This window comes from Nocardioides coralli (assembly GCF_019880385.1).
GTDB lineage: Bacteria > Actinomycetota > Actinomycetes > Propionibacteriales > Nocardioidaceae > Nocardioides > Nocardioides coralli.
Genome location: NZ_CP082273.1, coordinates 3005969 through 3018208, shown reverse-complemented (window position 1 = coordinate 3018208; position 12240 = coordinate 3005969). Strand labels below are relative to the sequence as shown.

Here is a 12240-nt window from a genome sequence, read left to right as displayed (position 1 = left end):
GGTCAGTCCGGCGTCGCGGTGACCGCTTCCTCCGGTTTCGTGCTGAGCACGGTGTCGATGTAGTCACGGGCGGTGTCGAAGATCGAGACCTCCTTGCCCGCCTGCTCGGAGAGGTACCAGCGGTGCACGAGGATCTCGTGGAACACCTCGGCGGGCTCCAGCTTCCCGCGGGCGTCGGCCGGGACCATCGCGATGATGGGCTCGTAGATCTCCGTGAGCCAGCGGTTCGCCACGAGGTGCCGGTCCTCGCGTCCCAGATCGAAGTTGGCGGTGAACGACGCCAGGTCGTTGAGCAGCCGGCGGGCCTGGTTGTCCTCGACGTTGAGCCCCGTCAACGCCTGCAGCTCCTTCTGGTGGTGGCCCAGCTCGACCACCTTGGGCTGGATCCGCAGCGTGTCACCGCCGAAGTCGGTGACGATGTCGAGCTCGTCCACGTCGAAACCGAGGTCGTTGAGCCGCTCGATCCGCTGCTCGATGCGCCACAGCTCGTCCGCACCGAACTCCTCGGCCCCGGTCAGCTCCGCCCACAGCGCGGCGTACTGCGTGCGCAGCCTCTCCACGACCTCGGCGCCGGCCACCTCGCCGGTCACGGTGCCGCTGGCCTGCAGGTCCATCAGCTCGCCGAAGACGTTCTCGCACCCGACCGTGAGGTCGTGCTCGCGCAGCTGGGGACTCAGCTCGTCGCGCAGCTCCCCGGTCTCGGCGTCCACGAGGTAGGCGGCGAAGTCACCGGCGCTGCGCCGGAACAGCACGTTGGAGAGCGACACGTCGCCCCAGTAGAAGCCGGTGAGGTGGAGCCGCACGAGCAGCACCACCAGCGCGTCGATCAACGACGTGACGTTGTCGACCGAGAGCCCGTGGGAGAACAGGCTCCGGTAGGGCAGCGAGAACTGCAGGTGCTCGGTGATGAGTGCTGCGGGCAGCTCCTCCTCACGGTCGTCGGTGCGGCCCGTGACCACGCCCTGGGGTACGACGGCCGGCAGCCCGAGCCGCTGCAGGTCGCGCAGCAACCGGTACTCGCGGAACGCGATGTCCTCGACGGTCTCCTTCACGGCGTACACGCGGTCGTCGAGCCGCACGATGCGGACCACGTGACGGGAGAGGCCGCGGGGCAGGGGTACGACGACGTCGTCGCCCCAGTCCTCCAGCGGCGTCGACCACGGCAGGGTGACGATCGCCGGGTTCGGGCGGCTGGCCACGATCCGCAGCGCCATGGCCGTCAGCCTAGCCGGGCGCGACGGAGCAGCGCACGGCGCGGCGGAGGACGGCGGACGGACGCACGCGCGGGCTCGTCGGCCTCGCTCTAGCTGTCGCGGGTCCGGTTGAGGCGCTCGGCCAGCGACCTCGGGCGCGGCAGGTCGGCGAGGTCCTCCAGCAACAACGGCTTGCCGTCGGGGCCGGACAGCGGCACCCGCCAGTTGGGGTACTCCCGGTGGGTGCCCGGTTGGTTCTGCGTACGCCGGTCGCCGACCAGGTCGGAGACCATGACGCCGAGCAGGCGACTGGGGGAGCGGGTGAGCAGCTCGTGGAGCGCCTCCACGACCTCCTGCTCCTCCGCGCCGCCGTCGACCATGCCCCGCTCGCGCAGCTGGCTGAGGACCGCCTCCTGCTCGTGGGCGGCCGCCTCCAGCTCCTCCTCGACCGAACGGGTCAGCAGCCCGAGCGACTCGCGGAGCCTGATGTGCTCGCGGGTCAGGTAACCGGCCGTCGGCGGCAGGTCGTGCGTGGTGACGGTGGCCAGGCACAGCTCGCGCCAGGTCTCGGGTGGGCGGGCCCGGCCGTCGTCCATCTCGAACCAGAGGATCGAGGTGCCGAGCACGCCCCGCTCGGCGAGGTAGTCGCGCACGAACGGCTCGACCACGCCGAGGTCCTCGCCCACCACGAACGCCCCGCCGCGGTGTGCCTCCAGCAGCAGGATGGACACCATCGCCTCGTAGTCGTAGCGGAGGTAGGCGCCCTCGACGGGGCTGCCGCCCTCGGGGATGCACCACAGGCGGAAGAGCCCCATCACGTGGTCGATGCGCAGGCCGCCGGCGTGCCGCAGCGCGGCCCGTAGCACCGCGCGGTACGGCGCGTAGCCCTGCTCGGCCAGCACGTCGGGGCGCCAGGGCGGCTGTGACCAGTCCTGGCCACGCTGGTTGAACGCGTCCGGTGGTGCCCCGACGGTCAGCCCGCGGGCCAGCACGCGCCCGAGCGTCCAGACCTCCGCCCCCGCCGGGTGCACCCCGACGGCGAGGTCGGTCAGGACGCCGACCGACATGCCAGCGTCGAGGGCTGCGGACTGGGCGGCGGCGAGCTGCTCGTCGCTCACCCACTGCAGCCACCGGAAGAAGTCGACGCGGTCCGCGAGGCGCTCGGCGGCGGCGGCGACGGCCGGGTCGTCGGGGTCCTGCAGCTCGGCCGGCCACTCCACCTCGCCCAGCGACTCGGCGAGCGCGCACCACGTGGCGAAGCGGTCGAGGTCGGCACCCTGCTGCGCGCAGAACTCGGCGTAAGCGCGCTCCCGGGCCGCCGACCGCGGGACCGCGTGCACGAGCTCGAGCGCGGCCAGCTTGGCGGCGTACGACGCCTGCCGGTCGATCAGGTCGCCGTCGTCGAACTGTCCCTCACCGTGCGCGGCGACCCGGCCCTGGTCGGCCGGGTCGAGGCCGTCGACCTCGGGGATGTCGGTGACGCGCACGTAGATCGGGTTGAGGAAGCGGCGTGAGGTGGGCAGGTAGGGGGAGTCCTCCATCGGGGGGACCGGCTCGCCCGCGTGGAGCGGGTTGACCAGCACGAACGCGGCACCCAGGTCGGCGCCCCAGCGCGCGAGACCGGCGAGGTCGCCGAAGTCGCCCACGCCCCACGACTCGCGGGACCGCACCGAGTAGAGCTGCGTCATCAGCCCCCACACCTGTCGGGCGAGCGCCGGCGGGAGGTCGAGCCGGTCGGGGGCGACGACGAGCAGCCCTTCGCCCGCGACGTCGCCGCCGTCGGCGCGCAGGGTGTGATAGCCGGGCGGCAGGTCGGCCGGCAGCTGGAACCGGGCCTCGCCGGTGACCGTGCCGTCCACGGTCCGCGGCGCGACGTCGTGGGTGACCTGGGTCGCGCTCGCCGTACCGCCGCCCTCGAGGGTGACCGTCACCGCGACCTCGACACCGTGGGGCACGTGCACCAGCACCTCGGCCGCGGTGCCGGCCCGGCCGACGGTCACGAGCGGCACCACCCGCCTCCAGGGGGCCTCCTCGTGGGCCGCGATCGCGGTGCGGACCGCCTCGTCGGTCGATGCGTCGACGTCGAGCGCGGCCAGCATGGCCTGCACGGTGGTGATCGCGACGGGGACGCGGTTGCCCTGCCAGTCCCAGTAGTCGCGCGCGATGCCGTAGCGGTCGGCGAGGTCGGCGAGCGCGGGCCACTGGTCGACGTCGTTCACGGTGTCAGCCTAGGTCCCGTCTACGATGAGCCCTCCGCCGCGTTAGCTCAGCTGGTAGAGCACCGCTCTTGTAAAGCGGTTGTCGACGGTTCGATCCCGTCACGCGGCTCCCGTCGCCGCGTGTGCCCCAGCGTGCGCCCCAGCGCTCGCTGGGACACACGCGAGTGGTCAGCGGACCCGGCGGACCTCGAACTCGCACGCCGGCTCGGCGATCGCCTGCTGGGCGTCGACCAGCCGCAGCTCCCGCTCGCCGGAGTCGAGGGTCTGCCGCAGCACCGCGAACACCGAGCTGACCGTGCGGGCTACCGCCTCGTCCGGCGAGCCGGTCGCGTGCAGGTGGGCGGTGAAGAGGGCGGCGGTGATGTCACCGGATCCGTTGGCCTTCATCGGGAGCAGCGGCGTCTCCACGAGCCAGGCCCCGTCGTCGGTGACCGCCATCAGCCCGATCGAGTCGACACCGGTCTCGACGCTGGTGACCAGCACGGTCGACGGACCCATCTCCCGCGCCTTGTCGGCGCTCTCGAGGACCTCCTCGAGGGTGGACGGCTCGGTGCCGGTCAGGAAGCCGAGCTCGAACTGGTTGGGGGTGATCACGTCGGCCACCGGCACCACCCGCTCGCGGATGATGGGCGGGATCTCCGGGTTGACGAAGCAGCCTGACTTCGCGTTGCCCATGACCGGGTCGCAGGTGTACGTCGCCGACGGGTTGGCCGCCTTGACCCGCTTGACCGCGTCCACGACGACGTCGGCGATGGCGGGACTGCCCTGGTAGCCCGACAGCACCGCGTCGCAGCTCCCGAGCACGCCGCGCTCCTCGATGCCGATGATCACCTCGGCGACCTCGCCCGGGTCGAGCAGCGGACCGCGCCAGTCGCCGTATCCGGTGTGGTTGGAGAAGTTGACCGTCAGCACCGGCCACACCTCGTGGCCGAGCCGCTGCAGCGGGAAGACGGCCGCGGAGTTGCCGACGTGCCCGTAGGCCACGTGGGACTGGATCGACAGGATGCGCATCCCACGATCCTGCCGCCGCTCGCACCGCCGCACAAACGCGGCAGGCTCACCCCGCCGGGGACTCGCCCTCGCCGAAGCCCCCGTCGGACGTCCAGCTCAGCGACCTGCCGTGCCCGGTCCAGCGGACTTGTTCGTCGTCCATGGTCAGCGAGGTCCACCCGTCGAAGCCCTCGACGACGTCGACGTCCCACTCGGTGAGGTCTCCCGTCGACACGGCGGCGAGCGACTGCATCGGGGGCTCGCCCTCATGGCACCACAGGCCGAAGTCGGCGATCGCGGCGACGATGCCGTTCTCCTCGACGATGTCGATGCCCTGGCAGGGGTGGGACTCGTCGGACACGAAGACGACCTGGGGCTCGGTCCAGGCCTGCTCGTCCGGCGAGTAGTGCTGCTCGAGCAGTCGGTCGCCGGACCGGGCGAACCAGAGCCGCACCTTGCGCCCGTCGGACAGGGTCGCCTGCTCCTCGAACTGGTGGCGGAAGTCCAGGTCGAAGGAGTCGTCAGCCGCGGCGTGGTCGTAGACCGAGGAGTCCGCCCGGGCGTCGTAAGCCCCGGGGGTGTCCCCGCCGCAACCTGCGGTGAGTGCCAGGAGCAACACCCCGAGGCTCGCGCGGGTGGGCAGCGTGGTCATCGGGGTCCCCCTGGTCCGGTCGGTTACCCCAGTGTGGGGCCGACCGACCATCGCGGTCAGGACTTCAGGCGACCTGCAGCGAACGCTTCGACAGCCCCATCCAGAACCCGTCGATCACCTGCGTGACCGGCTCGGTGGGGTCGGTGGCGGCGCCGAGGGTGACGAAGAGCGGGGTGTAGTGCTCCACCGTCGGGTGGGCGTAGGGCATGCCTGGCGCGCTCGCGGCGTACGCCGCCAGGGTGTCGACGTCGCCGCGGGTCAGTGCCTCGGCTGCCCACCTGTCGAACTCGGTGGACCACGCGGGTGCCGGGGCGTCGATGCGGAACTCGGTGACGAAGCGCAGGCCGTGGGTGAGGAACCCCGAGCCGATCACCAGCACGCCCTCGTCACGCAGCGGCCGCAACCGCTCGCCGAGCCGGAGTAACCGGCCGGGGTCCTGCGTGGGCAGTGACATCTGGAGGACGGGGATGTCGGCCGCGGGGTACATGAGCTTGAGCGGCACCCACGCGCCGTGGTCGAGGCCGCGGCCGGCGTGCTGGTGGACCGGCTCGTCCGGCGGCATCATCGCGGCGACGCGAGCGGCGAGGGTCGACGCGTCGGGGGTGTCGTAGCGCTCCTGGTAGTACCGCGGCGCGAAGCCGCCGAAGTCGTAGACCAGCGGGACACCACTGGCCGAGAGCGACACCGGCGCCGACTCCCAGTGGGCGCTGACGATGAGGATCGCGGTGGGGCGGGGCAGGTCGACGGCCCATGCCGCGAGCTGGGCCGACCACACCGGGTCGTCGAGGAGTGGTGGGGCGCCGTGGCCCAGGTAGAGGGCGGGCATCCGGTCGGACATGGCTGCTCCTGTAGTTCAGGATTCAACCATAGCCCATCCGCGGTCCCACGCGACCGGCTCGCCTCCCTGGTCCTGCAGCAGCCGGTCGACCCGGCTGAAGGGCCGCGACCCGAAGAACCCGCGCCGGGCCGAGAGCGGCGAGGGATGGGCGGACTCGACCCAGGGGACGCCACCGAGCAGCGGCTTGAGGGACTGCGCGTCGCGGCCCCAGAGGATCGCGGCCAGCGGCCCACCCCGCGCGGCCAGCGCCCGGATCGCGCACTCGGTGACCTCCTCCCACCCCTGCCCGCGGTGGCTGGCGGGCTCGCCGGGCCGCACGGTGAGGACCCGGTTGAGCAGCATCACTCCCTGCTCGGCCCACGCGGTGAGGTCCCCGTGACGGGGCGGCTGGACGCCGAGGTCGTCCTTGAGCTCGACGTAGATGTTGCGCAGGCTCGCCGGGATCGGCCACACGTCGCGGGCGACCGCGAAGCTCAGCCCGATCGGGTGGCCCGGAGTCGGGTAAGGGTCCTGGCCGACGACCAGCACCCGGACGTCGGCCATCGGCCGCTCGAAGGCGCGGAGCACGTGGTCGCCGTGGGGGAGGTAGGGCCGGCCGGCGGCCATCTCCTCGCGCAGGAAGCGCCCCATCGCGGCGATCCGGTCGTCGACGGGCGCCAGCGCCTCGGCCCAGTCGGGGGCCACCAGCCCCCGGTCGACCAGCCCCGCCAGCGCGCTCACGACGGGGACGCTAGCCGACCGCCCGTGGCAGGTCAGCGCCAGTACGCGCGGCGCGGCAGGTGGGGCGGGCGACCCCGCTCACCGACGTAGACGTCCAGGATCGCGTGGTGGTCGCGGTTGCCCGCGTACGACTGGTTGGCCACCAGCACCCGCCGGCCCAGGAAGGTCGCGTTGGACGGGGTGTGGAACGGGATGGGGGAGCCGTTCTCGCCCGTGCCCGGCGCGTCGGGGAACCGGTCGAGCTCCTCCCCGGTCGGCGACAGCACGACCAGCTGGTTGGTCGGCCCGGCGTTGGCGAGGTAGATCCGGCCGGTCCGCCGGCCGATGCCGAACCCGTCGGGCAGGTCGCTCGGCAGCGAGGTCCACAACGTCCGCATGCGACCCGGACCGCCCGAGCGGCGGACGGGCAGTCGGTAGAGCTTGCCGTTGGTCGGCGCGGTGCCGTCGGTGGCCGTCGACTGCTGGCTGATCAGCAGGTCACGCCGGCCGGGCCGGAAGACGATGCCCGTGGTGCCGAAGTCTGTGCCGTCCAGCCGGGGCGAGGTGAACCACGGCTGCGGCTGACGGGTCCGGCGGGGGATCCGCCAGATCACGGCCTGGGCGTAGTCGGTGACGAACAGCGCGCCGCGGGGGCCCCACGTGGCGTAGTTCGGGATCGGCGCCTCGTCCTGCACGTTGGGCGAGCAGGGAGCCTCCCCGCCCCCGCAGGCCGGCAGGTCCGGGATGGTGGCCCAGGTCCGGAACCGTCCGGTGCGGGGGTTCAGCGTCATCACGCGGGCCGTCGACTTCTCCAGCAGCACCAGCCGGCCGCGGCGGTCCTGGTGGGCGACCTGCACGCCGTGGTCGCGGGACAGGTCCTGCCCCGGCACGGTCCACGACCGCAGCAGGGTTCCGTCGCCGGTCCACTCGCGCACCAGCGACGGCGTGGTGTCGCCGCGCGGGTCGGTGTAGGTGCCGGCGTAGACCCGGCCGTTGCGGTGGACGTGGACGTACGCCGGGAAGCCCGGTGCGCCCACCCGGGCGAGCACCCGCGTGTCCCACCGCTCCCGCTCGGCGGCCTGCGCCGGCGCGACCGGCAGCAGCAGCGCCAGGGCCAGCGCCGCCGCGGCGAACCGGGTCACCGCAGCCGCTCCAGCACCTCGAGCGCGGCACGCTTGCCGGCCCGCACGGCGCCGTCCATGTAGCCGGCCCAGTAGGTGGAGGTCTCGGTGCCGGCCCAGTGGACGCGGCCGAAGGGCCGACGGATCGCCGGGCCGTGGGCCGTCATGGTCCCGGGCGCGTAGTTGGCGATCGGTCCGCCGCGGGTCCACGGCTCGTCGAACCAGTCCTGCTCGACGTACTCGATCGGGTCGAGGGCCTGCTCGCCGAACATGTCGGCGAAACCCTGGAGGACGGCACGCCGACGCTCGCGCCGCGACCGGATGCCGTACTCCTGCCAGGTCGCACCGCCGACGAAGGCGAGCAGCACCCCCGGCTCCCCGCGGCGCGGGCAGTTGTCGAAGGCGACCCGGACCGCCCCGGCGTCGTTGAGGCCGAAGCCGTTGAGCCCCGCCTCGCGCCAGAACGGCTTCTCGTAGACGGCGTCGCACTTCATCAGCCGACCCATGTCGAGCTGGCGCAGCAGCCGGGCTCGCTGGCGGGGCAGCTGAGGGTGCCAGTCGATGTCGAGCACCAGCGGCGGTGGGCAGGCGACGACGACGCGCTTCGCCCGGACGGATCCGCGGGCGGTGTGCACGACGGCGTGCCCGTCACGCTGCACGATGCGCCGCACCGGCGCCTCCAGCGCCACGACGTCGCCGAGCTGGCGGGCCAGCCGCAGCGGGATCAGCTGGGAGCCGCCGACGTAGCGACGCTCCTGGGCGCCGTTCGTGGTCTCGCTGTTGCGCTCGAAGGTGCCGACGTTGCGCTCGTTGCCGGAGCAGGCCACGAACCACAGCACGTAGAGGAAGGAGAGGTCGGCGGGCTCGGCCCCGAAGCCGGGCTGGGTCCAGCACTCGATGAGGTTGGAGACGCCCTCGCCGTTGACGGCGTTGTCCATGATCCACTCCCGCAGGGTGATGGCGTCCCACTCGGCTGCGCGCGGGTGGCGCCACGGCGCGTCCACGGGGATCTCCGCGGCGTAGGAGTTGATGCGGTTCAGCAGGATCCCCGCGTCCGGGAGGATCGTGGGGTCGGGCGGGATCGTGCCCTGGTACTCCACCCGCCCCGTGGTGGAGGAGATGTAGACGGAGTTGCCGTCGACGTACTCCTTGAACTCCGCGACGCCGAGCTGGCGGGCGAGCTTGCGGATGTGGTTCTGGGTCGGGCCGACGAAGGCGCCGCCGGACTCGACCACGCCGCCGCTGTCGAGGTGGTGGTTGAGGACGCGCCCGCCGACGCGGTCGCGGGCCTCGACCAGCACGACGTCGACACCGCGGCGCGCCAGCTTGCGGGCGGTGACCAGGCCGGAGATGCCGCCGCCCACGACCACCACGTCGGTGGAGCGGGGCAACGGACCCATCCGTCCGGCGACGGCGGGGGCCGTGAGGATGCCCGTGGTCAGGCCGCCGGCGGCGAGGCCACCCAGGGCGGCGCCGCCCAGCAGCGTGCGGCGGGTCAGGTCGGTCGACGGGGACATTCACCCTCCAGAAACATGAACCTGTGTCAGATTCGGGTCTCAGGGTACACTGGTGCGCGTGCCTGTGGTCCGGGACAACGAGCGACCTCCCCCGAAGCGACGTGTCCCCACGCAGGAACGCAGCCGCCGCCGCGTCGAGATGATCCTCGACGCGGCGGAGCGGCTGGTGCTCGAGCACGGCGTGGAGCACCTGACCACCCGCGACGTCGCGCAGGCGGCGCAGGTCCCGGTGGCATCGCTCTACCAGTACTTCGCCGCCAAGGAAGACGTGCTGATCGCACTCGCCGAGCGCCACATGGCGGAGATGGACGAGCAGGTCATGACCGACCTCGCCGCGGTCGACCCGCTCACCGTCGAGGGCCTCGTCCGCAGCGTCATGCAGTCCTTCCGGCGGGTCTACGACCGGAGGCGGGCGTTCGTGGTGATCTACCTGCGCGGTCGTACCAACACCGCCGTCCACCGCTTCGGTCGCGACCACAACCGGCGGGTGGCGCGCATGCTCCGGGAGTTCGCCGTCGACGCGGGGATCGCGGAGGCAGACCTGCCTCCGGCGGCCGCGGAGCTCGCCGTCGAGATCGGCGACCGGGTCTTCCAGCTCGCCTACGACAAGGACCTGCGCGGTGACGACTTCCTCGTCGAGGAGGGGATGGCGATGGTGGCCGGCTACCTCGAGCAGTACGCCACGCCCGCCGGTCGCACCGGGGTCCCGCTGGACCGCTAGGGAGCAGCAGGGCCCAGCCCGAGGTCGGCGTTGAACTCGCTTCCCGGGATCGCCCCGAGGTCCAGCAGCCCGGTCGCCAGGTTCGCGACCTCGCCGTTGCGCACCGGCTGCACGACGTCGTACGCCGGCTGGCCGGTGGCCGGGTCGAGCCGCTCGGGGTTCTGCACGTAGAGGTCCTCGCCCGCCGGGACTCCGTCGCCCCACACGAAGAACGGGATCGTGTAGTTGGCCGGGTCGGTGGTGTCGAGGTGTCCCGTGCCGGTGCCGCCGTGGTCGCCGGTGAGCACCACGACGGTGCTCGCGGCGAGGCCGGGGTCGCCGGCGACGGCGTCCAGGACGGCCCCCACCAGCTCGTCGGTGCGCCGGACCGCCTGCAGGTACTCCGGCGAGAGCCACCCGTGCGTGTGCCCGGCGTCGTCGGGGTTGTCGAGGTGCAGGAAGCTGAACGACGGCGGGTTGCTCAGCAGCCGCTCGACGAGCAGCTCGGTGAGCCGGCCGGAGTCGACGTGGTTGACGTAGATGTCGATCTTGTCGCGGCCGTTGTCCGGCCCGGTGGTGTCGGGCGCACCGTTGACGGCGTTCCACGACTGGTCGAGGACGTCGAACTTGGGCTTGCCGACGTAGAGCGCGGTCGTCCCGCCCGCGTCGTGGACCAGGTCGAAGACGCTGTGGACGTACTCACCCGCGGCCTGGTGCACCGTCACGGTGCTCTTGTAGTTGAAGGTCACGCCGTGACCACCGGGCAGGTCGATGCGCCGGCCGGTGACCATCGAGGTGTGGTTGGGCAGGGTCCGGGTCACCTCGATCATCGTGCGGGCGTTGAGGGTGCTCGACCCCTCGGCGGCCAGCCGGTGGTAGCTCGGGATGTCGGCGGGGCCCAGGAGCGGCCACGCCGCGGGGCTGAGGCCGTCGACGGAGATTGCCACGACGTGGGTGACGTCCTCGCCGGGCGGGTCGGCCGGAGGCTCCGGCGGCGGGGTGCTGCAGCCGGCCGCGAGCCAGGTCGCGGCCGCGTCGAACATCGCCCAGCCCGCGGCCGTGAACCGGCGGACACCGATGTCGCCGGCCGGGAACGAGAGCCGGCAGGCGGGAGCGGGCTGCCCCGAGAACAGGGGGTCGCCGGCGGCGACGGCGAAGATGGTGGAGCGTGGTCCGCTGGTGGCGACGGTGTGGCCCGACGCGGTCGGCACGCCCCAGGACATGCGGGTCGTGGACCCGGTCTGGATCGTCACCGTGCCGCTGTACCCGGCGGCCAGCGGGTGGGCGGGATCGGTGATGACCACGTCGGTGGCCCGGCGGTTGCCGTAGTGCGTGCCGAGCGTCGGGCCGGTGAGCCCGTAGTCGTCGAAGAGCTGTGGCTGCGCGACGACCAGTGGCGCGGTCGCGGCGGAGAGAGAGGCCACGCCGGCGAGCCAGTGCTTGGCGGTCTGCGCGACCAGGACGAAGGCATGGCCGGTGGCGTCGCCCGGTCCCACCGTGTTGTCGTCGGCGAGGACCGGCGTCAGCCCGAGCGACTGCAACCGGGCCAGGATCTCCTGGTCGCCGGCGCTCGGAGTGGTGGGCCGGGAGACGACGACCAGCACGGTGGAGCTCACGGGGGCGGCGCCGCTGGCGCTGTCGTCCGGCAAGGGGCCCGGCAGGGTCGCGGCGAGACACGCCCCGACGCCGGCGATCAGCACCGCGGCTCCCCGGGACCGGACTCGTCGTCCCTCCATGCCGACCGCCTCCCCCCGAACCACTGGTGATGTGGCCTGACGGTCGCATCGAGTCCGCTGCCTCGGCACCGTCACCGACGTCGGACCCTCGCGAGGCTAGAGGACGATCACCGTCGGGTAATCCCTCATTTGCGGTACGCCGCGCGGGCCTACGCTGGCCCGATGGGTCGCCGCGCCACGGTCGAGGACGTCCATGCCCTTGCCCGGGCCATGCCCGGCGCCCGGGTGGCTGCCGGCGGGAGGACGGTCTACCAGGTGTCGGGCCGCAGCTTCGTGTTCTTCCGCAACCCGCGTCCGGACGCGGTCGACCCGGAGACGGGGGAGCGTTACGACGACGTCATCGTGCTCTGGGTGGAGTCCGACGAGGCGAAGCAGGCCCTGGTCCTCGACCAGAGCACCCCCTTCTTCACCACGCCCCACTTCGACGGCCATCCCTCGGTGCTGCTGCGGGGTGCCCACGTGGGACGGCTCTCCTACGACGAGCTCGCCGAGGTCGTCCAGGACGCGTGGCTCTCGCGGGCCTCCCGCACGGCCGCCCGGCGGTGGCTCGAGGAACGAGGGCTGGAGAGCTAGCC

11 protein-coding genes and 1 tRNA gene are annotated in these 12240 nt (G+C 72.7%); 3 read left to right on the top strand and 9 right to left on the bottom strand.

Going from position 1 to position 12240, the window contains the following annotated elements; translation table 11 throughout:
* Positions 1-2: 2 nt before the first annotated feature.
* A complete protein-coding gene (locus K6T13_RS14860; protein ID WP_222895318.1) occupies positions 3-1214 on the bottom strand; it encodes a DUF4032 domain-containing protein in 1212 nt (403 codons plus the stop codon).
* Between the two features lie 89 nt (positions 1215-1303).
* The gene (gene malQ / locus K6T13_RS14855; RefSeq protein ID WP_249423806.1) at positions 1304-3412 is read right to left on the bottom strand and encodes a 4-alpha-glucanotransferase; all 2109 of its coding nucleotides are present in this window, start codon (positions 3410-3412) and stop codon (positions 1304-1306) included.
* Positions 3413-3448: 36 nt separating this feature from the next.
* On the opposite strand from malQ, the gene K6T13_RS14850 reads away from it, so the two are divergent.
* Positions 3449-3521 (top strand) — tRNA-Thr (locus K6T13_RS14850).
* A gap of 59 nt (positions 3522-3580) precedes the next feature.
* On the opposite strand, the gene pdxY is transcribed toward K6T13_RS14850, so the two are convergent.
* From pdxY to K6T13_RS14820, 6 genes are all read right to left on the bottom strand, one after another.
* Positions 3581-4423: a pyridoxal kinase PdxY gene (pdxY, locus tag K6T13_RS14845; protein ID WP_222895317.1), complete on the bottom strand. Its 843-nt coding sequence runs from the start codon at positions 4421-4423 to the stop codon at positions 3581-3583.
* A gap of 46 nt (positions 4424-4469) precedes the next feature.
* The gene (locus K6T13_RS14840; RefSeq protein WP_222895316.1) at positions 4470-5054 is read right to left on the bottom strand and encodes a hypothetical protein; all 585 of its coding nucleotides are present in this window, start codon (positions 5052-5054) and stop codon (positions 4470-4472) included.
* Positions 5055-5118: 64 nt separating this feature from the next.
* On the bottom strand, positions 5119-5892 hold the full coding sequence (locus tag K6T13_RS14835) for a dioxygenase family protein (RefSeq protein WP_222895315.1): 774 nt from the start codon (positions 5890-5892) through the stop codon (positions 5119-5121).
* Positions 5893-5907: 15 nt separating this feature from the next.
* Positions 5908-6612 carry a uracil-DNA glycosylase gene (locus tag K6T13_RS14830; RefSeq protein WP_222895314.1) on the bottom strand — a complete coding sequence of 235 codons (705 nt, stop codon included), beginning with the start codon at positions 6610-6612 and terminating at the stop codon, positions 5908-5910.
* A 32-nt stretch (positions 6613-6644) separates the two neighbouring features.
* Positions 6645-7733: an SMP-30/gluconolactonase/LRE family protein gene (locus K6T13_RS14825; protein WP_222895313.1), complete on the bottom strand. Its 1089-nt coding sequence runs from the start codon at positions 7731-7733 to the stop codon at positions 6645-6647.
* Positions 7730-9229: a flavin monoamine oxidase family protein gene (locus tag K6T13_RS14820; protein WP_222895312.1), complete on the bottom strand. Its 1500-nt coding sequence runs from the start codon at positions 9227-9229 to the stop codon at positions 7730-7732. The genes K6T13_RS14825 and K6T13_RS14820 overlap by 4 nt, the downstream gene beginning before the upstream one ends.
* A gap of 58 nt (positions 9230-9287) precedes the next feature.
* On the opposite strand from K6T13_RS14820, the gene K6T13_RS14815 reads away from it, so the two are divergent.
* Positions 9288-9950 carry a TetR/AcrR family transcriptional regulator gene (locus K6T13_RS14815; RefSeq protein ID WP_222895311.1) on the top strand — a complete coding sequence of 221 codons (663 nt, stop codon included), beginning with the start codon at positions 9288-9290 and terminating at the stop codon, positions 9948-9950.
* On the opposite strand, the gene K6T13_RS14810 is transcribed toward K6T13_RS14815, so the two are convergent.
* Positions 9947-11665: an alkaline phosphatase family protein gene (locus tag K6T13_RS14810; protein ID WP_222895310.1), complete on the bottom strand. Its 1719-nt coding sequence runs from the start codon at positions 11663-11665 to the stop codon at positions 9947-9949. The two genes, K6T13_RS14815 and K6T13_RS14810, sit on opposite strands and share 4 nt — an antisense overlap.
* Before the next feature lie 162 nt (positions 11666-11827).
* Here K6T13_RS14810 and K6T13_RS14805 point away from each other — a divergent pair, with 162 nt between their 5' ends.
* Positions 11828-12238 carry an MmcQ/YjbR family DNA-binding protein gene (locus K6T13_RS14805; RefSeq protein WP_222895309.1) on the top strand — a complete coding sequence of 137 codons (411 nt, stop codon included), beginning with the start codon at positions 11828-11830 and terminating at the stop codon, positions 12236-12238.
* Positions 12239-12240 lie beyond the last annotated feature (2 nt).